Genomic DNA, 19,769 nt, shown 5'->3' with positions numbered 1-19,769 from the left:
ATGGGCCCGTACGTCAAGAGGGCCGACCACCCCAGCGCCGCGCCCACCAGCACGGAGACGCCCACCAGCAGCACTGGCTCCACATAACCGAGCAGCCCAAACAATGAGAGCGGAAGCCACTTGCTGGCCAGCAGGTACAGCACCATGGCCACTCCGCCCAGCACCCCGATGGCCCAGACAGCCACGAGTCCGGAGGCCCAGGCCGATCCACCGGGGATGCCGGCGGCCCCGTAGAGGCCGTGCGGACCGCCAGCAATGGCAAGCACCCCAACGGGCAGCAGCACCGCGAGTTCGGCGGCAAACGCACCAAGGTGGTCGAACCCGGCCTTGCGCCGCAACACGAAATAAACGGGGTACCCCAGGCACACCACCAGGGTGGGCCAGGCCAGGCCGCCGGACAGGGACTGGTGCAGCACGCCAACGGCCGCGGCAGCCACGGCGAGCTTCCGCAGGAGGCTCAGCCTGTCGCGGAAGAACAGCCTGCCCGACACCACCATTGTCAGCGGCAGCAGGAAGTACCCAAACGCCACGGAAAGCGCCATGCCGTTCAGCGGCGCCCACATGAAAAGCCACAGCTGCACGCCCACTATGGCGGCCGCGCAGGCGCCGGGAAGCAGCAGGACCGGGCGGCGGCGGACCCGCAGCAGCATGGACCGGATTTCCGCGCGCCCCCAGGCCACAAACGGCAGGACCAGCGCAAGCGTGGCCAGCGTCAGCACCACGCGCCAGCCAAAGATTTCCCCCGAGCCCCAGCCCGGCAGGGATCCGGCAATCAGAAAGATGACGGCGAAAAGAGCCGACGCCGTGACGGACGCGGCCACACCGCGCCCGGAACCGGCACCCGCAGCAGGCCCCGTGCCCGAACCCATGCCAGTGCCCATGAAGCAAACCTTGAATCGAAGCGAATGCCCCGGCCCGGCCGCCGACAGGTAGGGGAAATAAAAAAAGTGCCCCCGCCGGGGATCGAACCCGGATTTGCCCTTTAGGAGAGGGCCGTCTTATCCATTGGACTACAGAGGCGCGTCCTCCAGCCTAGCGGAATGCCTTATCAAGCAAAAAACCGCGCGGCCGAGAGACGAAAACGGAGACGAAAACGGAGACGAAAACAAAGGGAAACGTCAGGACGCGGGGGACTTCGGCGGCACCCGCCTGCGCCGGCGCCCCAGGAACAAGGCCACGCCAAGTCCGGCCAGGGACAGCACCAGCAGCGACCACGACGCAACCACCAGCACCGAGGCCAGGGTGACCAAACCGGCGTCGAGCTTGGCACCGCCCAGCATGTTGTCGATGGCCACATTGGCCCAGATCTGGATCCCGGCGAAGAGCACAGGAAAGGCCCACAGCACCCACCGGAGGGACTTTTTGGCCACGTTCATGGCGATCAGCGTCACGGCAGAGAGCCCAAAGACCAACGGGAACAGCATGCCGGCCGTCTTGTGGACAAACTGCAGCTGGCCCAGGGCGTCGGAATTCATGGCCGCGCGCAGTGCCTCAACATGGGCGCTGCCGAAGCCGAACACCATGGAATCGGGCATGGCCAGGCCGCCGGAAAGATCCGTCATTTGGATGAGCGTCAGCAGGTGGAAGTACCAAAAGAGGAACAGGCTTGCCACGGAGCCGGCAATCAGGATCAAATTGGCGTTGCCCTGTGCCTTCTGCGGTGAGCGGGCAGTGCTGGAATTGACCACGCCGGCGCGCGGGGGAGTTGCCTGCGGGCCGTACAGGGCGGCGCGCTGGGCAGGTGTTTTAGCCATGAACCCATTATGGCGCAGATCCGCGGACCCCACGGAATAGGCTGGGACCATGCCCACCACCATGCCCGCCAACCTGGACCCCAGCCTGAACGACGCCGATCTCGCCGCAGCCCTGGTGCGCAACGCGGGTGCCCTGGCGCTGGCCATGCGGCAACGCGGCCTTGAGGAACTGCGCGGGACGGCGGCGGAAAAAACCAATGTTGCCGACGTCGTCACCGCCGCGGACCTGGCCGCGGAAAGCTACATATTTGAGCAGTTGCGCCACTGCCGTCCGGCCGACTCGATCGTCGGCGAGGAGGGCGCCGGATTCAGCGGGAACAGCGGCCGCAGCTGGGTCATCGACCCGGTTGACGGCACCTACAACTTTTACAGCGGCTCCTCCTACTGGTGCTCAGCCCTGGCGCTGGCCATATACGCGCACGACGGCGGCGCACCGGCAAGTGCCCCCGTCACCGGGGCGGTGGCCGGGTCCCCGCTGGGTGACGCGGACGTGCTGCTGGGCGCCATCTTTCAGCCGCAGGAGGACAGGCTGTGGCTGGGCGGGTCCGGGCAGCCGGCCACCTTGAATGGGGCGCCGATAGCCGTGGATTCGCGCCGCCACATTGGCCAGCTCTCCGCCGGCACGTACATCCACCCCAAATGGCTTGGCGAGCCCCAGGCAGGCACTCCGTGGCAGCGGGCCGCCCAGCTGCCGGCAACCCTGCGCATGTTCGGATCCGGGTCCTGTGACCTGGGCCGCGTGGCGCAGGCGGAACTGGGCGTCTGGTTCCAGCACAGCTGCCCCGCCTGGGACTGGCTCCCCGGGAAGGGGATCGTGCGCGCGGCCGGCGGGGACACCGCCGTCGTGCCGGTCAACGGTCTGGACTGGTTTGTGGCCGGGCCGGCGGAGGGCGTCCGGGCCATTCGGGCGGCGCTGGAAAGCGGCAGCCTGGGGCCGGGCGGCCTGGAACGGGAGTAAATCCGCAGCGTTGTCCACAGCAGCAGCCCGCCCGCCCCCGGTGTCGGCCCGGCGAACTAGACTTGATTCCACCATGGACATGTTGTTTGACCCTTACCCCCAAAAGCCCAAGCCAACCCCCGGCGCAGGTGCCGGGCTGCCCGCGTGGCAGCCCTTTGACCAGGAAGACCCCGGCTCTGACATGCCGGAGTTCACGGCCGCCCCGCCGGCCTGGGAACGCCAGGAGACTGCCCCGCAGCGGCGCTGGCCGGACCCCGACGGCCTGCTCAAGGGCATGAATCCCCAGCAGGAGGCCGCCGTGATCCATGCCGGCGGGCCCCTGTTGATCGTTGCCGGGGCCGGTTCGGGCAAGACCCGCGTGCTCAGCCATCGCATCGCCTACCTGCTGGCCACCGGCCGGGCCCATCCCGGGGAAATCCTGGCCATCACGTTCACCAACAAGGCCGCGGCCGAGATGCGCGAACGCATCCACGCGCTCATTGGCGACGCCGCCAAGTCCATGTGGATTTCCACCTTCCACTCCTCCTGCGTGCGAATTTTGCGCCGCGAGGCCAAGACCATCGGGCTGAACACCAATTTCTCCATCTACGACTCCGCCGATTCCCTCCGGCTGATCACCCTGGTGGCCAAGGGGCTGGACCTGGACCCGAAGAAGTTTGCGCCCAAGGCCATCATGCACAAGATTTCGGCGCTGAAAAATGAGCTCATCGACGACGATGAAAACTCCATGAACACCAACTTCAAGGACCCCTTCGCCGCCGCAGTGGCCGAGGTCTACAAGGGGTACACCCAGCGCCTGCGCCAGGCCAACGCCATGGACTTTGACGACCTCATTGCGCAGGTGGTGTACATGTTCCGGGCCTTCCCGGGGGTGGCCGAGTCCTACCGGCGCCGCTTCCGCCACGTGCTGGTGGACGAATACCAGGACACCAACCATGCCCAATATGCGCTGGTGAAGGAGGTCGTGGGGGTCCCGGACTCCACCGGGCTTGAACCCGCTGAGCTAACTGTGGTGGGCGATTCGGACCAGTCCATCTACGCCTTCCGCGGGGCGGACATCCGCAACATTGTGGAATTTGAAAAGGACTACCCCAACGCCGCCACCATCAAGCTGGAGCAAAACTACCGCTCCACGCAGAACATCCTCAGCGCCGCCAATGCGGTGATCTCACGCAACCCCAACCGCCGGGAAAAGCGGTTGTGGACGGCGGAGGGCGACGGCGAAAAGATCATCGGCTACGTGGCTGAATCCGAACACGAGGAAGCACGCTTCATTGCGCAGGAGATTGACCGCCTGCAGGATGAAACCGACCTCCGGCCGGGGGATGTGGCCATTTTTTACCGCACCAACGCCCAGTCGCGTGCCATTGAGGACATCCTGGTCCGCGTGGGCCTGCCCTACCGGGTGGTGGGCGGCACCCGCTTCTACGAGCGTAAGGAAATCAAGGACGCGCTGGCCTACCTGCGTGCCCTGGTCAACCCGGACGACGACGTCAATCTGCGCAGGATTCTCAACGAGCCCAAGCGCGGCATCGGCGACAGGGCCGAAGGCGCAGTCGCGGCCCTGGCCGAGCGCGAACGGATCTCCTTCTCCGCCGCCTTGGCCCGGGCGGAGGAGGCCCCCGGCATTGCCTCCCGCTCACTCAACGCAGTGAACGCGTTTGCCAAAATGATGGCGGATTTGGGCGAAGTGGCTGCCACGGCCGGACCGGCCACCTCGCTGGAGGCCGTGCTGGAGCAGTCCGGCTACCTGGCGGCCCTGCGTTCCTCAACGGACACCCAGGATGAGTCGCGCGTGGAGAACCTGGCCGAGCTGGTCGCCGTCGTGCGGGAGTTTGAGAAGGACAACCCGGAGGGAACCTTGGGGGCCTTCCTGGAGCAGGTGTCCCTGGTGGCGGACGCCGACCAGATCCCGGACGCGCCGGGCGGTTCCGAGGCGGAGGCCGCGGCAGCCGTGGCGGAGGCCAAGAGGCTGGGCGTGGTCACGCTGATGACGCTGCACACGGCCAAGGGGCTCGAATTCCCCGTCGTGTTCCTGACCGGCATGGAGCACGGACTGTTCCCGCACGCCCGCTCCGCCACGGACCCGAAGGAACTCGCCGAAGAACGGCGCCTGGCCTATGTGGGCCTCACCAGGGCCCGGGAGCGGCTCTACCTGACGCGCTCCGAGATGCGCAGCCTGTGGGGGCAGAGCCAGTTCAACCCGGCCAGCCAGTTCATCGAGGAGGTTCCGGCGGAGCTGATTGAGTGGAAGCGTGAAGGGACATCCCGCGTGGCGCCCGTTGCCGGGGGCTTTGGCAGCAGCCGCTACTCGGGCTCCTCCTGGGGTGCCGGGACGGCCGTGGGCGGCCGGGACACGGGGCAGCTGCCGCCGAGCATTTCAGCCCGCGCCGCCGCCGGCCGCGTCCAGCCGCAAAAGGAAGTCATCTCCGTCACAGTGGGGGACAGGGTCAACCACACCTCCTTCGGCGAAGGCTCCGTGGTGGCAGTGCAGGGCGCCGGGGACAAGACTGTCGCCACGGTGCTGTTCAGCATCGGCGAAAAACGGCTCCTGCTCCGGTATGCGCCGCTGACGAAGGTGGAATCCTGAGCGGCGCAGGCGCCGGCCGGACGCGGCCATCGGGGCGATTCGCGGCACGCGCCCGGGTCCGGGCAGCCACGCCTGCCGCGCTGCTGGGCGCCTTCATGTGCCTGGCCCTGTCCGGCTGCATCAGCATTCCCACGGGATCGCCCACCACGGCTGCTGTTGCGCCATCCGGGCCGCACAGCTACCTTGACCGGCTCAAGGCAACGCCCGTGGCCAAGCCCACGGACACCGCAGCGGCCACGGAGCTGCCCCAGTTTGTGACGGAATCGCGCAATGTGGCGTGTGTTTTTACGTCCTCCCGCAACGGAAACCTGAACCAGCCATGGGAACCCAACAACTTCTCCGACAGCGCCAACGCCGCCAGCCCCCTCATTCCCGTGGTGAATTGCGAACTGGCCAACTACCCGGAACCCGCCCAGGCTGACGTGCAGGACACCTGCGCCGGCACGTTCAAGGGCTACCTCGGCGGGACCGCGCTCCTGGCCCCGGACAAGGTCAGCTACGGCAGTTGCCGCGCCGGGGTGACGGCCGTTGAGGCCGCCTTCGGCCCGGCGGGCACAGTCAGCGACGCCATGGCCCAGCTCCCCGTCCTGGCCGACGGCGCCGCCATGGAAGCGCAGGGCTACCGCTGTGCCCCCATGGACGACGGCGTTGCCTGCGCGAATCTGTCCAGCGGGCTGGGCTTCTTTGTTGCGGCCCAAAAATACAGCCTGTTTGGACCCGGCCACGCGGCTGCCACGGCTGCCCCGCCCAAGCCAACCACCGCACCGGCGGGCTGAGGCACCCGGCCCGGGCTCCGGCGTCGTGCCTGGAACAAGCGCGCAACGGTGATATGTGAGCGGAATAACCGCGATAGGCGGTGGTGCCATGAACAAATATGTGCTTGCGCGGCAAGGCGGTAGTGTGTGAACGGGGTTTCGATCCCTTTAAAGATCACTACTTCGACGTAGAAGGACACAAACCCGTGGACCTGTTTGAATACCAGGCGCGCGACATGTTTGAGGCTCACGGCGTTCCCGTGTTGGCCGGCATCGTGGCGCACACCCCTGAAGAAGCAAAGGCAGCAGCCGAAAAAATTGGCGGCGTGACCGTCGTCAAGGCGCAGGTGAAGGTCGGTGGCCGCGGCAAGGCCGGCGGCGTCAAGGTAGCCAAGACCGCTGACGAGGCGTTCGAGCACGCTTCAGCCATTCTCGGCATGGACATCAAGGGCCACACCGTCAACACGGTCATGATCGCCCAGGGTGCCGACATCGCCGAGGAGTTCTACTTCTCGGTGCTGCTGGACCGCGCCAACCGCAACTACCTGGCCATGTGCTCGGTGGAAGGCGGCATGGAGATCGAGGAACTGGCCGTGGAGCGCCCCGAGGCCCTGGCCCGCGTGGCCGTTGACCCCGCCGTCGGCATCGATGCAGCCAAGGCTGACGAAATTGTCGCCACTGCCGGCTTCCCCGCCGAAATCGCCCCGAAGGTGGCCGCTGCCATCCTGAAGCTGTGGGACGTCTTCAAGAAGGAAGACGCCACCCTGGTAGAGGTCAACCCGCTGGTCCGCACCGGAGCCGGCGACATTGTGGCCCTGGACGGCAAGGTCTCGATCGACGAGAACGCCGACTTCCGCAACCCCCACCACGCCGAGCTGGAAGACGCCGCCTCGGCCGACCCGCTCGAAGCCAAGGCCAAGGCCGCCGGCCTGAACTACGTCAAGCTCGACGGCGAAGTTGGCGTCATCGGCAACGGCGCCGGCCTGGTCATGTCCACGCTGGACGTTGTGGCCTACGCAGGCGAAAACCACGGCGGCGTCAAGCCCGCCAACTTCCTGGACATTGGCGGTGGAGCCTCCGCCGAGGTCATGGCCAACGGCCTGGACGTCATCCTCAACGACCCCCAGGTCAAGAGCGTTTTTGTGAACGTCTTCGGCGGCATCACCGCCTGCGACGCTGTTGCCAAGGGCATTGTCGGCGCACTCGCCGAGCTGGGCTCCGCCGCCAACAAGCCGCTGGTGGTCCGCCTCGACGGCAACAACGTTGAAGAGGGCCGCCGCATCCTCAACGACGCCAACCACCCGCTGGTCACCCTGGCCGCCACGATGGACGAGGGCGCCGACAAGGCCGCCGAACTCGCCCACGCTGCAAAGTAGAGGTTTAGAAACTTATGTCTATCTTCTTGAACAAAGATTCAAAGGTCATCGTCCAGGGCATCACCGGCGGCGAAGGCACCAAGCACACCGCCCTGATGCTCAAGGCCGGCACCCAGGTTGTGGGCGGAGTGAACGCACGCAAGGCCGGCACCACCGTGGTCCACGGCGCCGTCGAGCTGCCCGTGTACGGCACCGTGAAGGAAGCGGTTGCCGAGACCGGCGCCGACGTCTCGATCGTGTTCGTCCCCCCGGCGTTCACCAAGGACGCCGTGGTTGAGGCCATCGAGGCCTCCGTGCCGCTGGTGGTTGTCATCACCGAAGGCGTGCCCGTGCAGGATTCCGCCGAGTTCTGGGCCCTCGCCCAGTCCAAGGTTGACGCCGACGGCAAGCAGGTCACCCGGATCATAGGGCCGAACTGCCCCGGCATCATCACCCCCGGCGAGGCGCTGGTCGGCATCACGCCGAACAACATCACCGGCAAGGGCCCCATCGGCCTGGTCTCCAAGTCCGGCACGCTGACCTACCAGATGATGTACGAACTGCGCGACCTGGGCTTCTCCTCCGCGATCGGCATCGGCGGCGACCCCGTCATCGGCACCACCCACATCGACGCCCTGGCTGCGTTCGAGGCGGACCCGGAGACCAAGGCCATCGTGATGATCGGCGAGATCGGCGGCGACGCCGAAGAGCGCGCGGCCGAGTACATCAAGGCCCATGTCACCAAGCCGGTTGTCGGCTACGTTGCAGGCTTCACCGCGCCCGAGGGCAAGACCATGGGCCACGCAGGCGCCATCGTCTCCGGCTCCGCGGGCACGGCCCAGGCCAAGAAGGAAGCCCTCGAGGCTGCCGGCGTCAAGGTCGGCAAGACGCCGTCCGAGACCGCTGCGCTGCTGCGCGAGGTTTACGCGGCGCTGTAGTTCTTCCGCACGCAAAAGCGCGGCCGCTGCACCGGTTTTCGGTGTGACGGCCGCGCTTTTTTGCGCTATTCGTTGACCAGCACCGGCACGCCGACGGCGGCGGACACGGTCTTGTCTGCCAGGTCCTTCGGCACCCTGACGCTGAATTCCTCGGTTTCGCTGGGCGGTCCCGAGTGGGCGTGGCCGTCCGCACCCGCATGGTGGACGAACCGGCCCGTGCCCAGCAGTGTGCCGTCCTTGTCGTAAAAGCCGGCAACGACCTCCAGTTCAAGCAGGTCGCTGACATCGCTGGTGACGGTGATGGCTCCCGTGACGGCGCCGTCCTTCAAGACGGGCCGGTCCAGGGTGAAACGGCCGTCAAAGGGGCCTGCGGCCTGCACCACTGTGCCCGGCTTCGGCCTTGCCTGCTTGAGGCTGGCGAGTGTTGGTTCGCCGGCGGCGGCAGGCAGTCCGGGGAAGGAGGTTTGCACTACCACCGCTGCCTGGGCGCCGTGCCCTGCGGTGGTCCCTGTGGTCTCTGTGGCCCCCGAGCACGCAGAGGTGCCGAGCAGGGCTGCGGCCAGGGCGCCCGCGGCCAGGATGGAACGGATGGGCAGTTTCATGGAAATTCCTCAAAATGGCGGTGGGGCCTGCGGGCCGGCCGCAGGCCCCACCAACTAGCTTGGGCGTGGGCTACTTCGTCAGGCCCATGGCCTTGGTGACCAGGCCGAAGAGGTCGGTGTTGTCCACCGTGCCCTGCAGCTTTTCCGAGCCGGCTCCATAGGAGTAGACCGGCACGTCGGCGCCGGTGTGGTTGCCGGACAGGTAGGTCAGCCACAGGCTGGCGTCGGGTGAGCCGTCCTTGATGGCGGCGCCGTCGTCCGGGGTGCGGAACGTGGCCGGGGCAAAGTTCTTCGGATCCGCGGAACCGGCACCGTTGACAATGCCGGTGGAGCGGGCGGAGTCCTTGACGTTGCCGCTGGCCCGGCTGGGCGTGGAGTTGTTTGCGGTGTTGCCGCCATCCACGTTTGTGGGCGGTGCGGCGGCCTCGGCGTTGGTGAAGCTGCCCTTTTCAATGATGTTGAAGCCGGCGCATTCGTGGTCAGCCGTGACAATCACCAGGGTGTGGCCGTCCTTCTTGGCGAAGTCCAGGGCGACCTTGACGGCGTCGTCGAACGCCTTGATCTCCTCCAGCGTCTGGGAGGCGTCATTGGCGTGGGAGCGCTTGTCGATGAGCGCGCCCTCAACCTGGAGGTAGAAGCCCTTGCTGCCCTTGTTCTTGGTGCTGAGCAGGCTGATGGCCTTTTCTGTCATGTCGGCCACGGTGGGTTCCTGTGCCGCGGCCGAGGACGGGTTGTCCTGCTTGGTCTTTTCCACCGTCAGGTTGCCGGAGTTGAACAGGCCAAACACCTTCTGGCCCTGTGCCGCGGCGAGGTCCGTCTTGGTGGCCGCGATTTGCGTGGCGGGGGAGCTGATCACGCTGTAGCCCTGCGCCTTGAGGGCGGTTTCATCGGCCGCGTCGAAGCGGCTCAGCCCGCCGCCGAGGATCACGTCTGCCGTGCCGTTGCGCGCAATCTGCTTGGCGATCGGGGTGACGCGCACGTCGCTGGTGGGGAGTGCGGAGCCGGTGACCTGCGTGTCCTGGCATGAGGACGCGGAGTAGACCGGGCCCTGGCAGCCCCGGGCCAGTGCATGGCTCATCTGGGCTGCCGGCGTGGCGTCGGTGATTTCCGCCGTGGAGACGTTTCCGGTGCGGTAGCCGGCCTGCTTGGCCATTTCCATAGCGGTGGGAACCAGCGTGCCCTTGGCATCCACCCCGAGCGCCGCGTTGTAGGTCTTGACGCCTGAGGCCCACGCGGTTGCCGCGGAGGCGGAGTCCGTGACCAGGTTCAGTGCGAAGTCGGCGCTGCCGGGCTGGCCGGACTTCTTCTGCACGGCGTAGGTGCTGACGTAGCCGTGCGCGGGCAGGGTTTCCATGTTCAGCTTGCCTGCGGCCCCGTAAAAGCGCTCCCGGCCGGCGGTGACGTGGGTGCGCCCCATGCCGTCGCCCAGCAGGTAGATGACATTCTTGATTTCCCCGTTGTTGCCGCTGCCGCCGTCGTTCCCCGGTGCGGCCTGCGCCGCAGTGACGCCACCCAACAAGGCGCCCCCCAAGGCCAGGACGACTGATGTGGCGGCAAACGCAGTGTTTTTGCGCTGCATTGATTGCTCCTGAAAAGTATCGAGTGATTCGGTCTTCTTCTTTAGGCTGGCGCGTTGAGCGCCGCCACCAGACTAGGAGCGCGTGGATGTCACCTCGTTGCCGCAGGGTTAACCAGCACTGGCCGCCGGGTGAATTCACGGGGTGGGGCGTGCTTTGGCCGGGGGGATGCAGAAATGGACCATTGAGGCTGATAATTCAGGCTCAATGGTCCATTTCGGCATCCCCGGCTGGTTCCTCCGGTGAGGCACGACGGCGGCGCCTCCTGCGCGCGCAGGCGCGGGACCGCCGTCGTGGGTGAAAATGCGGCCAAACAGCCGGGCGAAGGAGCCCCGGCCGTACAGTTGGCGCGGGGGAAGCAGCCGTCAGTGTGCCAGGCTGCGGCGGCGGGTGGCAGCGGCGTCGAGCCCGGCCGCAAAATCAGCCGGTGGAAGGCCCGATTCCAGCGCCCGCCACACGAATTGGGCCTGCGTTTCCGGGGCGAGGCCGCCAATCGGCTGGTCCAGGTCCAGGTTGGTCGGGAAACCGTAGCCCTCGGCGGACGCGGCAATGACATTTCGCAAGGACCGCTCCGGGGTGCCGGCGGATTTGAGCGCGGATAGTACGGGGTAGAGGGCAAGGCACATGGCCGTGCGGTCCACCGTCTCCATGGCCCGGCCAAACGCGGAGGAAACCTGGAGCAGGTTGGCCATGCGGTGGATATCCGCAGACACGTTGTGGCCGGCGCCGTGGAACAGGGCCGGGTTGAAAAACGCGGCGTCGCCCTTGGCCACCGGCAGTTGGACACGGTTCGCCTCAAAATAGGCAGTGAACTCGGGGCGGTGAAATGCCAGGTAGCCGGCCCGGTACTTGTGGGAATGCGGCAGGTAAAGTGTGGGGCCGGATTCCAGCGGCATGTCGCAATGGGCCACGGCGCCCTGCAGCGTCAGCGCCGGGGTGAGCTGGTGGGCATGTGCCGGATACCGGGCGGCCTCCGCGGCGGACATGAAGCCCAGGTGGTAGTCGCGGTGGGCCGTTTGTGCCGCGCCGCCGGGGTTGACCACATTGACCTGCGATGTTACCTGGTAGTTCGGCCCCAGCCAGGCTTCCGAAACCACGGCGAGGATGTCATTGGCGTAGTACTCGGCAAAGGTGTCCGGATGGGCCAGCGCCAGCTTGTCCAGCGCCCCCCAGACCCTGTCGTTGGCGCCCGGCTTGGCAAAGTGGTCGCCGCCGCCGGCCCCCGCAGCCTTCTGGGCGGCGATGAGCTGGCGGAAGGAATCCGTGGCGCGGTCCACAACGCCCGTGTCCGGGAACGCACCCTTGAACACGACAATCCCCGGACCCGTGGTGAGCGCCCGGATGAGCTCAGCCTGCACATCGGCCCGCCCGGCCGGCTCCGCCACGCGGCCGTGGAGGCCCGGGCCGTAGATCACGACGTTGCCTTCGACGGCGTCGGCGTGGGGGTAGTCCTCGAGCCGGGTGGTCTCACCGACAACGGCGGCGAAGTCGTCCAGGCTGCAATCGGAGTCGCTGAGCCACTCCTGGCCGGTGCGGGTAGTGGTCATGGGATTGTCCTCTTTCGGGTGGGTGGAACAGGGTGAGGTGCGGGCGGCGGAGCCAGTCACGTACAGGAACTTGATTCCAGCATGGCGGCTCCCGGCACCTTCGGGCAAGGCATGAATCCATCAAAAAACCATCAGAACTACCTCAGTGCTGGTCCACGCGGTGGCATGATGGGAGCATCACTCCATCCGCGCAAGGGGACATCATGGCCCATCAATTTACCGTCCGGGAGATCGCCCGCCAGGCCGGTGTCAGTGACGCCACGGTGGACAGGGTGATTCATGGACGTCCCGGCGTGCGCCGCAGCACCGAGGACCAGGTTCGCCAGGCCGTCCGCGAGCTGGAGGGGCAGCGCGCCCAGCTGGCCCTTTCCGGGCGGCACTTCATGATCGACGTGGTGGTGGATGCGCCGGTGCGGTTCCATGAGGCTGTGCGCCAGGCGCTGGAGGCCGAGCTGCCGTTTCTGCGCCCGGCCGTGTTCCGGGCCCGGTTCCAACTGCACGAGAGGTGGAATGCGGCGGACTGCGTCCGGGAACTGGAACGGATAGCGCGCCGCGGCAGCCATGGCGTGATCCTCAAGGCGCCCGACCTGCCGGAAATCGCGGCGGCCGTCGACGCCGTCGCCGCCCGGGGGATACCTGTGGTGACCCTGGTGACGGACCTGCCGGCCAGTGCCCGCCTCGCCTATGTGGGCATGGACAACCGCTCCGCCGGATCCACGGCCGCCTACCTGATGAGCCAGTGGATGCGGGGGCGGCCGGGCACTGTGGCTGTGGCCGTCAGCAGCGACTTCTTCCGGGGCGAGGAGGAGCGGGAAATGGGCTTCCGCGCCACCATGCGGGCCCTTGACCCCGGCCGCGCGGTGGCCTACCTGCCCGGCAGCGACGGACTGGACGCGACGGCCGAGGCAATCTTTGCCCGTGCGCTGGCCGGTGACCCGCTCCTTTCGGCCGTCTACTCCGTTGGCGGCGGCAATGCCGGAATCGCGGCCGCGTTCGACGGCGCCGGCCGTGAGCTGCAGGCCTTCATCGGCCACGACATCAACGCCGACAATGCCGCCCTGCTGCGCGCCGGCCGCCTCCATGCCGTGCTGCACCATGAACTGCGGGCCGACGTGCAGCGCTGCGCACGGATCTTCATGCAGGCGCACGGTGCGCTGCCCGGGCAGGGCGGGGTCACGCCGTCGCCCTTCAGCGTGGCCACGCCCTTTAACATTCCCTCCGGATGACCGCGGCATGTGACCCATAACAATCACGTTTGGGTCACATCTTTACGTAAAAACATCCTAATGTCAGGACAAAGTCTTGACTTTAGTGATGGGCGTCACGATGATCTATGTAGCGGAGTTTACGGACCGGGCAATGATGCTCCGGACGAAGTCGCAATTTGTAAGGAGACTGCAAATGAAGAAGTATTCCTGGCGGAAGCTGGCGGTAGTTGCCACTGTGGTTCCCATGCTCGCACTGAGCGCCTGTTCGAGCACCGGCGGCCGGCCCGCCGAGACCGCCGGCAGCGGAGGCGGCGGGCAGGTTGCCACCACGCCGAACATCAAGATTGCCCTGATCACCCACGCGGCCCCCGGCGACACTTTCTGGGACATTGTCCGCAAGGGTGCCCAGGAGGCGGCGACCAAGGACAACGTCACCCTGCTCTACACTTCCGATCCCGACGGCGGACGGCAGGCCCAGCTGGTCCAGCAGGCCATCGACCAGAAAGTGGCCGGCATCGCCGTGACACTGGCCAAGCCCGACGCACTCAAGGATGTGCTGAAGAAGGCTGAGGCAGCCGGGATTCCCGTGGTCAGCCTCAACTCCGGGGAGGACGTGTTCAAGAGCGTCGGCGCCTTCACCCACTTTGGCTCGGATGAAAACATTGCCGGTGCCGCCGTCGGAACCCGGCTTGCCGCCGACGGCGTGAAGCACCCCATCTGCGTGATCCAGGAACAGGGCAATGTGGCCCTCGAGGCCCGCTGCGCCGGTGTCAAGACGAAGGTTCCCGGCACGGAAATCCTGTACGTGCAGGGCACCGACATGACCCAGGTCTCCTCCACCGTCACGGCGAAGCTGCAGTCCACCCCGAGCGCCGATGCCATCATCGGGCTGGGTGCGCCCTTCACCGCCACCATCGTCAAGGCCGTGGCGTCGCTGAGCCTGACAGGCAAGATCAAAATTGCCTCCTTCGACCTCAGCGGTGAGCTCATCCAGTCGATCATCGACGGCAAGGTGGAGTTCACGGTGGACCAGCAGCCCTGGCTCCAGGGCTACGACTCCATCGACGCGCTGTGGCAGTACAACCGCGGCGGCTTCAAGGTGGGCGGCGGGCTCCCCGTGCTGACCGGCCCCGCCATCATCGACAAGACCAACGCCCCCGCCGTCCTCACCTACGCCAAGCAAGGCATCCGCTAGGGATGCCTTGCTTCCGGGCCCGCGGGGCGTGTCCCCGCGGGCCCGGGCAAGATTAGGAGTATTTACTTGACTACCCTCATTAAGCCCCCGCCGGCCCTGGATGAACGTGTCGGCAAGCGCAGCCTCGTCTCGAATCTTTTGGGCCGCCCGGAAATCGGCGCCCTGGTCGGTGCCATTGTCCTCTTTGTTTTCTTCTCCCTGGTGGCGCCGGTGTTTTTGCAGGCGAATTCCTTCGCCACGGTGCTGTACGGTTCCTCCACGATCGGGATCATGGCCGTGGGGGTGGCCCTGTTGATGATCGGCGGGGAGTTTGACCTGTCCGCGGGCGTGGCGGTGATCAGCTCGGCGCTGACGGCGTCGCTGTTCAGCTGGTACTTTTCCACGAACGTGTGGATCGGGGTGGGCTTGGCCCTGGTGGTGTCCCTGGCGATCGGCTTTGTCAACGGCTGGATCCTGATGAAGACAAAGCTGCCCAGCTTCATTGTCACGCTGGCCACATTCTTGATGCTCACGGGGCTGAACCTGGCCCTGACCCGATTGATCGGGGGCAGCGTTGCGACGCCGTCGATCGCGAACATGGACGGCTTCGCCTCGGCCCAGGCCGTTTTCTCGAACGACTTCATCATTGCGGGGGTGGACATCAAGTCCCCGATCTTCATCTGGATCATCCTGGTCGCCATCACCTCCTGGCTGCTGCTGCGCACCAAGGTGGGCAACTGGATCTTCGCCGTGGGCGGGGATGAGAACGCGGCCCGGGCCGTGGGCGTGCCGGTGAAGTGGACGAAGATCGGCCTGTTCATGGGGGTCGGGTTCTGCGGCTGGGTGCTGGGCATGCACAACCTCTTCGCGTTCGACGCCGTGCAGTCCGGAGAGGGCATCGGCAACGAGTTCCTGTACATCATTGCCGCAGTGATTGGCGGGTGCCTGCTCACCGGCGGCTACGGCTCGGCGATTGGCGGGGCCATCGGGGCGTTCATCTTCGGCATGGCGAACAAGGGCATCGTGTACGCGCAGTGGAACCCGGACTGGTTCAAGTTCTTCCTGGGCCTGATGCTGCTGCTGGCCACCATTGTGAACCTGATCGTCAAACGCCGCGCGGACAGCAAGTAAAGGACGGAAACCAGACATGACTGCCAACGACGCTGCCAAGCACGCAGCCCCCGCCCCCTCCGCGGGTGTGGACATTGACCAGGAAACCCTGCTCCAAAACGAGACCGACCCCCTGACCCACACACCGGTGCACCTGCTGGAGCTGGAGAAGGTGGGCAAGCATTACGGAAACATCATTGCCCTGACGGATGTGACCATGGCCGTGGACATGGGCCGGGTCACGTGCGTGCTCGGGGACAACGGGGCGGGGAAGTCGACGCTGATCAAGATCATCGCCGGCCTGCACCAGCACGACGAGGGGTCCTTCAAGATCATGGGCGCCGAACGCAAGCTCGGTTCACCCCGGGAAGCCCTGGATTCCGGCATTGCCGCCGTGTACCAGGACCTGGCCGTGGTGGGGCTCATGCCGATCTGGCGCAACTTCTTCCTCGGCTCGGAACTCACCACGGGGTGGGGGCCCTTCCGCCGCCTGGACGTGAAGCGCATGAAGGAAATCACGAAGACCGAGCTCGGGGAGATGGGCATTGACCTGCGCGACGTGGAGCAGCCCATCGGCCAGCTGTCCGGCGGTGAGCGACAGTGCGTGGCCATTGCCCGCGCCGTGCACTTCGGTGCGAAGGCCCTGATCCTGGACGAACCCACCGCGGCCCTGGGCGTGAAGCAGTCCGGGGTGGTGCTGCGCTACATCCTCCAGGCCCGCGACCGCGGCCTGGGCGTCATCTTCATCACCCACAACCCGCACCACGCCTACCCCGTCGGGGACAGGTTCCTGCTCCTCAAGCGCGGCAAGTCCATCGGTTACTACGACAAAAAGGACATCACCCTGGAGGAACTCACCGCCCAAATGGCCGGCGGCGCGGAGCTGGCCGAGCTGGCCCACGAACTCGAAAGCCTCGGCGGACACAGCGACATCGTCAGCGAAGTCCAAGCCGAAGTGGCCGAAACCGCTGATCAGCTGCCGCGCTAGCAAGACAGCCGGCTAGCATAACAGCCCGCAGGCACAACAGCCCGCAGGGCCACTTCACAAACAGGGGAGAACACCAGCATGACCCTCAACGTAGGCGTGATCGGCGCCGGAATCATGGGCGCCGACCACATCACCAACCTGGCCACGGCCATCAGCGGCGCCAGCGTCAGCTACGTGGCGGACATCGACGGGGACCGTGCCTCAGCCGCGGCGGCCGCCGCGGGCGCCCGCGCAACCACCGACGCACGCAAGCTCATCCGCTCAAGCCGGGTGGACGCCGTCGTGATTGCCTCGCATGATTCGACGCATGCCGGGCTCATCCTCGACTGCCTTGAGGCAGGCAAGCCGGTCCTGTGCGAAAAGCCCCTGGCCCCGACGGTGGCGGAATGCCGCGAGGTGGTGGCGGCGGATGAGGAGATTGCCGCCGCCACGGGGCGTTCGCTGCTGTCGCTGGGGTTCATGCGGCGCTTCGACCCGGGCCACCGTGAACTGCGCCGCCATGCCCAATCCGGGGACGCGGGCGAGACGCTGATGGTGCACTGCATCAGCCGCAACAGCACCTCCGCACCCAACGCCACCACCGCCTCCGCCGTGACCAACTCCGCCATCCATGAGCTGGACACCATTCCGTGGCTGCTGGGCTCGCCCATCACGGAGGTGGCCTGGCACGCCGGAAAACGGACGACGGCGGCACCCGGCGGGCTCCACGACCCCGCGTTCATCCTGCTGCGCACGGCGGACGGGGTGCTGACAACGCTGGAGCTGTTCCTCAATGCCCAGTACGGCTACACCACGCAGTGCGAAGTGGTGGCCGAGCGCGGCACGGCCTCCCTGGCCGAGCCGGCCCTGCTGGCCGTGAATGCGCAGCGCAGCAGGTCGACGGAATATCCGGAGGACTGGCGGCCGCGGTTTGCCGACGCTTACCGGATTGAGCTGCAGGCCTGGATCCATTCACTCCAGCGCGGCGAACCATCGCCGCTGGCCACCGCCCGCGACGGGCTGCGCGCGGCCCAGGTGGCCGAAGCCGTCATTGCCGCGGCCGGCACGGGGCTCTTCACCGCGGTGGATTACACGTGAGTTTGCAGGCAACCGCGCCCGCGGTCCTGCCCGCTTCACGCGTGCCCGATTCCATGGATGCCCCGCCCCTGCGCTGGGGCATCATGGGTCCGGGCTGGATCGCCGAGCGCTTCACCGAGTCCGTCCAGGCGCACACGCGCCAGGTGATTGCCGCCGTGGGCTCCCGCTCCCTGGAGCGGTCCCAGGCCTTCGCGGACACGTTCGGCATTGCAGCGGCGTACGGCAGCTACGGGGAACTGGCCGCCGCCGACATCGACATTGTCTATGTGGCCACGCCGCACACCTCCCACCACTCCGCCGCGCTGGCCGCCTTGGCGGCAGGAAAGCACGTATTGATCGAGAAGCCCATCGGCATCAACGCCGCCCAGGCCCGGGACATCCGTGACAAGGCCGCCGTTGCAGGGCTGTTTGCCGCCGAGGCGCTGTGGACCTTCTTCCTGCCCAAGTTCGACGCCGTCCGGCAACTGCTCGACGCCGGCGCACTGGGCACCCTGACCACCGTCATCGCCGAGTACGGAGAACACTTTGAGCCGGGGCACCGGATCTTCGACCCCTTGCTGGCAGGCGGCCCGCTGCTGGACCTGGGCACCTACCCGCTGGCGCTGGTCACCGCCGTCCTGGGCGCCCCGGACCAGCTCCGGGCGCTGGGCACCGGCCACCCGTCGGGCGTCAACGGCCAAATTTCAGCCGCCATGTCCTTTCCCGGCGGCGCCCACGCGGTGGTGAAAACGCAGCTGAACAACTTCACGCCCACCCAGGCAAGCCTGGTGGGGACGGCCGCCACACTGACCCTTGACGGACCGTTCAACATGCCCGGCGGGTTCACGCTCAGCCAGCCCGACGGCACCAGCCTCCGCTACGAGGAGCCCGCGGGGGCGCACTTCGAGGGCCTGCACTTCGAGGCCGCCGCCGTCGCCCGGGCCATCCACGCCGGGCGCACCTCCGTGGCGGAACGCCCACTGGAGGCATCCATCCTGACCATGGACGTGGCGGATGCCATCCGCGGCCAGCTGGGAATCACCTTCCCGGGGGAGTGAGCCTCGCCGTGGTGCCGCCCGGCTCCAGCGACGGCGGGATGACCACGTCCTCCGCGGCGGCGCCGGCAATCCGGGCGGCCGCGCTGCGGACGGCGGCGGCCGCCAGCGCGGGCCCGTCCTGGCCAATGCTGGTCAGGTTGATGTGCTCCAGCCGCGCCATGCGGGAATTGTCGTAGCCCACCACGGACAGCTCCCCGGGCACGCCCAGCCACGCGCGCCGGAAGGTGTCCAGGGCGCCCAGGGCGCTGCGGTCGTTGAAAACCACGACGGCGGTGGGCGCGCCGGGTGCCCCCGATGCGGTGCCGCCGTGGCCGGCATATGTGGCGTGCCCGGCCTGGGTGTTCCCCTCACGTCCGGCCCCGGCAGGCGGCCGGCCCATGGACGCCAGCAGCATGGCTGCCGCCCGCGATCCGTCCGATTCCAGGGGACCGCCGGGGATTACCTGTGCCGCCTCGCCGGCGTCGGCCATCCAGGCCAGGTAGGCGGTGCGCCGGGCTGCCGAGCCGACGGCGGCACCGCCGTCGAGGTGGGCGATGCGCCGGTGACCCAGGCCGTGAAGGTGGTCCATGGCCAGCCTGATCCCGGCGGCCTCGTCGCTTGCAACACTGGCGACGGCCCCGCCGCCCGGGGCCCGCAACATGGATACGACGGGAACGGGCAGGGCTGCGAGTTCCGCCGTCGGGCTGGTGGGGGCAATGACTACCGCCGCCTCCACGCCCAGGTCCAGCAGCGATTCAACAGCCTCCCGCTCGCCCCGGCGCGGCCCCGTGGCGCTGAGGGTGATGGCGTAGCGTTCGGCGGCGGCAGCCTCATAGAGGAGCTCGACCAACTCGGCGTGGTACGGCTCGGTCACGTTGAAGACCACGCCGATCAGCCGTGTCCGGCTGCTGCGCAACAGCCGGGCCCTGGTGTCCGGGCGGTAGCCGAGGTCCTTGGCCGCCTGCAGCACGCGCCGGCGGGTGGCGTCGCTGGCCCCTTCCGCGCCCCGGATGACGATTGAGACGAGGGCCCGCGAGACGCCGGCGGCCGCGGCGACGTCGGCCATGGTGGGGCGCCGGGGCGGTTGCGGGGGCTCTGCGGGGTTCATCATGGAAACAGA

The 19,769-nt window shown here is 67.3% G+C and carries 17 protein-coding genes and 1 tRNA gene; 11 read left to right on the top strand and 7 right to left on the bottom strand.

All coding sequences use genetic code 11. The features are described 5' to 3' along the window. The 3 genes from rarD to LPN03_RS11330 all read right to left on the bottom strand — a co-directional run. The coding region (gene rarD, locus LPN03_RS11340; protein WP_262454304.1) for an EamA family transporter RarD at window positions 1–881 on the bottom strand (881 nt) is incomplete at its 3' end. Between the two features lie 67 nt (window positions 882–948). Continuing rightward, window positions 949–1,020: transfer RNA gene (locus LPN03_RS11335), tRNA-Arg, on the bottom strand. A 98-nt stretch (window positions 1,021–1,118) separates the two neighbouring features. Then, window positions 1,119–1,754: a hypothetical protein gene (locus LPN03_RS11330; protein WP_165183533.1), complete on the bottom strand. Its 636-nt coding sequence runs from the start codon at window positions 1,752–1,754 to the stop codon at window positions 1,119–1,121. Between the two features lie 49 nt (window positions 1,755–1,803). Here LPN03_RS11330 and LPN03_RS11325 point away from each other — a divergent pair, with 49 nt between their 5' ends. From LPN03_RS11325 to sucD, 5 genes are all read left to right on the top strand, one after another. After that, window positions 1,804–2,712: an inositol monophosphatase family protein gene (locus LPN03_RS11325; protein WP_262454303.1), complete on the top strand. Its 909-nt coding sequence runs from the start codon at window positions 1,804–1,806 to the stop codon at window positions 2,710–2,712. A 73-nt stretch (window positions 2,713–2,785) separates the two neighbouring features. After that, a complete protein-coding gene (gene pcrA / locus LPN03_RS11320; RefSeq protein ID WP_262454302.1) occupies window positions 2,786–5,302 on the top strand; it encodes a DNA helicase PcrA in 2,517 nt (838 codons plus the stop codon). A gap of 95 nt (window positions 5,303–5,397) precedes the next feature. Further along, window positions 5,398–6,078 carry a hypothetical protein gene (locus LPN03_RS11315; protein WP_262454301.1) on the top strand — a complete coding sequence of 227 codons (681 nt, stop codon included), beginning with the start codon at window positions 5,398–5,400 and terminating at the stop codon, window positions 6,076–6,078. A 185-nt stretch (window positions 6,079–6,263) separates the two neighbouring features. Beyond that, window positions 6,264–7,433, top strand: coding sequence for an ADP-forming succinate--CoA ligase subunit beta (gene sucC, locus LPN03_RS11310; protein ID WP_165183530.1), 1,170 nt, complete (start codon window positions 6,264–6,266; stop codon window positions 7,431–7,433). A 14-nt stretch (window positions 7,434–7,447) separates the two neighbouring features. Continuing rightward, window positions 7,448–8,350 (top strand): succinate--CoA ligase subunit alpha, encoded by a 903-nt coding sequence (sucD, locus tag LPN03_RS11305; protein ID WP_262454300.1) that lies wholly within the window; start codon window positions 7,448–7,450, stop codon window positions 8,348–8,350. Between the two features lie 65 nt (window positions 8,351–8,415). Here sucD and LPN03_RS11300 read toward each other — a convergent pair whose 3' ends face one another. The 3 genes from LPN03_RS11300 to LPN03_RS11290 all read right to left on the bottom strand — a co-directional run bounded on the left by LPN03_RS11300 (window position 8,416) and on the right by LPN03_RS11290 (window position 12,076). Next, window positions 8,416–8,952 (bottom strand): hypothetical protein, encoded by a 537-nt coding sequence (locus tag LPN03_RS11300; protein ID WP_262454299.1) that lies wholly within the window; start codon window positions 8,950–8,952, stop codon window positions 8,416–8,418. Window positions 8,953–9,022: 70 nt separating this feature from the next. Continuing rightward, window positions 9,023–10,531, bottom strand: a complete 1,509-nt coding sequence (locus LPN03_RS11295) for an alkaline phosphatase (protein ID WP_262454298.1) — start codon at window positions 10,529–10,531, stop codon at window positions 9,023–9,025. 363 nt (window positions 10,532–10,894) lie between these two features. Next, window positions 10,895–12,076 (bottom strand): phytanoyl-CoA dioxygenase family protein, encoded by a 1,182-nt coding sequence (locus LPN03_RS11290; RefSeq protein WP_262454297.1) that lies wholly within the window; start codon window positions 12,074–12,076, stop codon window positions 10,895–10,897. Window positions 12,077–12,279: 203 nt separating this feature from the next. On the opposite strand from LPN03_RS11290, the gene LPN03_RS11285 reads away from it, so the two are divergent. From LPN03_RS11285 to LPN03_RS11260, 6 genes are all read left to right on the top strand, one after another. Next, window positions 12,280–13,302: a LacI family DNA-binding transcriptional regulator gene (locus LPN03_RS11285; protein ID WP_262454296.1), complete on the top strand. Its 1,023-nt coding sequence runs from the start codon at window positions 12,280–12,282 to the stop codon at window positions 13,300–13,302. A gap of 175 nt (window positions 13,303–13,477) precedes the next feature. Beyond that, window positions 13,478–14,479, top strand: a complete 1,002-nt coding sequence (locus LPN03_RS11280; RefSeq protein WP_205678400.1) for a substrate-binding domain-containing protein — start codon at window positions 13,478–13,480, stop codon at window positions 14,477–14,479. A 66-nt stretch (window positions 14,480–14,545) separates the two neighbouring features. After that, window positions 14,546–15,589 (top strand): ABC transporter permease, encoded by a 1,044-nt coding sequence (locus LPN03_RS11275; protein WP_262454295.1) that lies wholly within the window; start codon window positions 14,546–14,548, stop codon window positions 15,587–15,589. Window positions 15,590–15,605: 16 nt separating this feature from the next. Next, the gene (locus LPN03_RS11270) at window positions 15,606–16,556 is read left to right on the top strand and encodes an ATP-binding cassette domain-containing protein (RefSeq protein WP_262454294.1); all 951 of its coding nucleotides are present in this window, start codon (window positions 15,606–15,608) and stop codon (window positions 16,554–16,556) included. Window positions 16,557–16,634: 78 nt separating this feature from the next. Further along, complete coding sequence (locus LPN03_RS11265; protein WP_165182653.1) at window positions 16,635–17,633, top strand: Gfo/Idh/MocA family oxidoreductase; 999 nt, start codon at window positions 16,635–16,637, stop codon at window positions 17,631–17,633. Next, entirely contained in the window at window positions 17,630–18,670 is a 1,041-nt protein-coding gene (locus LPN03_RS11260) for a Gfo/Idh/MocA family protein (protein WP_262454293.1), read from the top strand. Before LPN03_RS11265 ends, LPN03_RS11260 begins: the two co-directional genes overlap by 4 nt. On the opposite strand, the gene LPN03_RS11255 is transcribed toward LPN03_RS11260, so the two are convergent. After that, window positions 18,651–19,760 (bottom strand): LacI family DNA-binding transcriptional regulator, encoded by a 1,110-nt coding sequence (locus tag LPN03_RS11255; RefSeq protein ID WP_262454292.1) that lies wholly within the window; start codon window positions 19,758–19,760, stop codon window positions 18,651–18,653. The two genes, LPN03_RS11260 and LPN03_RS11255, sit on opposite strands and share 20 nt — an antisense overlap. Window positions 19,761–19,769: the final 9 nt, after the last annotated feature.

This window comes from Arthrobacter sp. A2-55 (assembly GCF_025548615.1).
Lineage (GTDB): Bacteria > Actinomycetota > Actinomycetes > Actinomycetales > Micrococcaceae > Specibacter > Specibacter silviterrae.
Note: the sequence above shows the minus strand (reverse complement) of the source record. Positions and strands in the feature narration are given on the sequence as shown.

Bases quoted from the DNA above. Each gene is read 5' to 3' on its own strand.
- LPN03_RS11330 (WP_165183533.1), bottom strand. From the start codon at position 1,754: ATGGCTAAAACACCTGCCCAGCGCGCCGCCCTGTACGGCCCGCAGGCA.
- LPN03_RS11325 (WP_262454303.1), top strand. From the start codon at position 1,804: ATGCCCACCACCATGCCCGCCAACCTGGACCCCAGCCTGAACGACGCC.
- pcrA (WP_262454302.1), top strand. From the start codon at position 2,786: ATGGACATGTTGTTTGACCCTTACCCCCAAAAGCCCAAGCCAACCCCC.
- LPN03_RS11315 (WP_262454301.1), top strand. From the start codon at position 5,398: ATGTGCCTGGCCCTGTCCGGCTGCATCAGCATTCCCACGGGATCGCCC.
- sucD (WP_262454300.1), top strand. From the start codon at position 7,448: ATGTCTATCTTCTTGAACAAAGATTCAAAGGTCATCGTCCAGGGCATC.
- LPN03_RS11300 (WP_262454299.1), bottom strand. From the start codon at position 8,952: ATGAAACTGCCCATCCGTTCCATCCTGGCCGCGGGCGCCCTGGCCGCA.
- LPN03_RS11295 (WP_262454298.1), bottom strand. From the start codon at position 10,531: ATGCAGCGCAAAAACACTGCGTTTGCCGCCACATCAGTCGTCCTGGCC.
- LPN03_RS11290 (WP_262454297.1), bottom strand. From the start codon at position 12,076: ATGACCACTACCCGCACCGGCCAGGAGTGGCTCAGCGACTCCGATTGC.
- LPN03_RS11285 (WP_262454296.1), top strand. From the start codon at position 12,280: ATGGCCCATCAATTTACCGTCCGGGAGATCGCCCGCCAGGCCGGTGTC.
- LPN03_RS11280 (WP_205678400.1), top strand. From the start codon at position 13,478: ATGAAGAAGTATTCCTGGCGGAAGCTGGCGGTAGTTGCCACTGTGGTT.
- LPN03_RS11270 (WP_262454294.1), top strand. From the start codon at position 15,606: ATGACTGCCAACGACGCTGCCAAGCACGCAGCCCCCGCCCCCTCCGCG.
- LPN03_RS11265 (WP_165182653.1), top strand. From the start codon at position 16,635: ATGACCCTCAACGTAGGCGTGATCGGCGCCGGAATCATGGGCGCCGAC.
- LPN03_RS11255 (WP_262454292.1), bottom strand. From the start codon at position 19,760: ATGATGAACCCCGCAGAGCCCCCGCAACCGCCCCGGCGCCCCACCATG.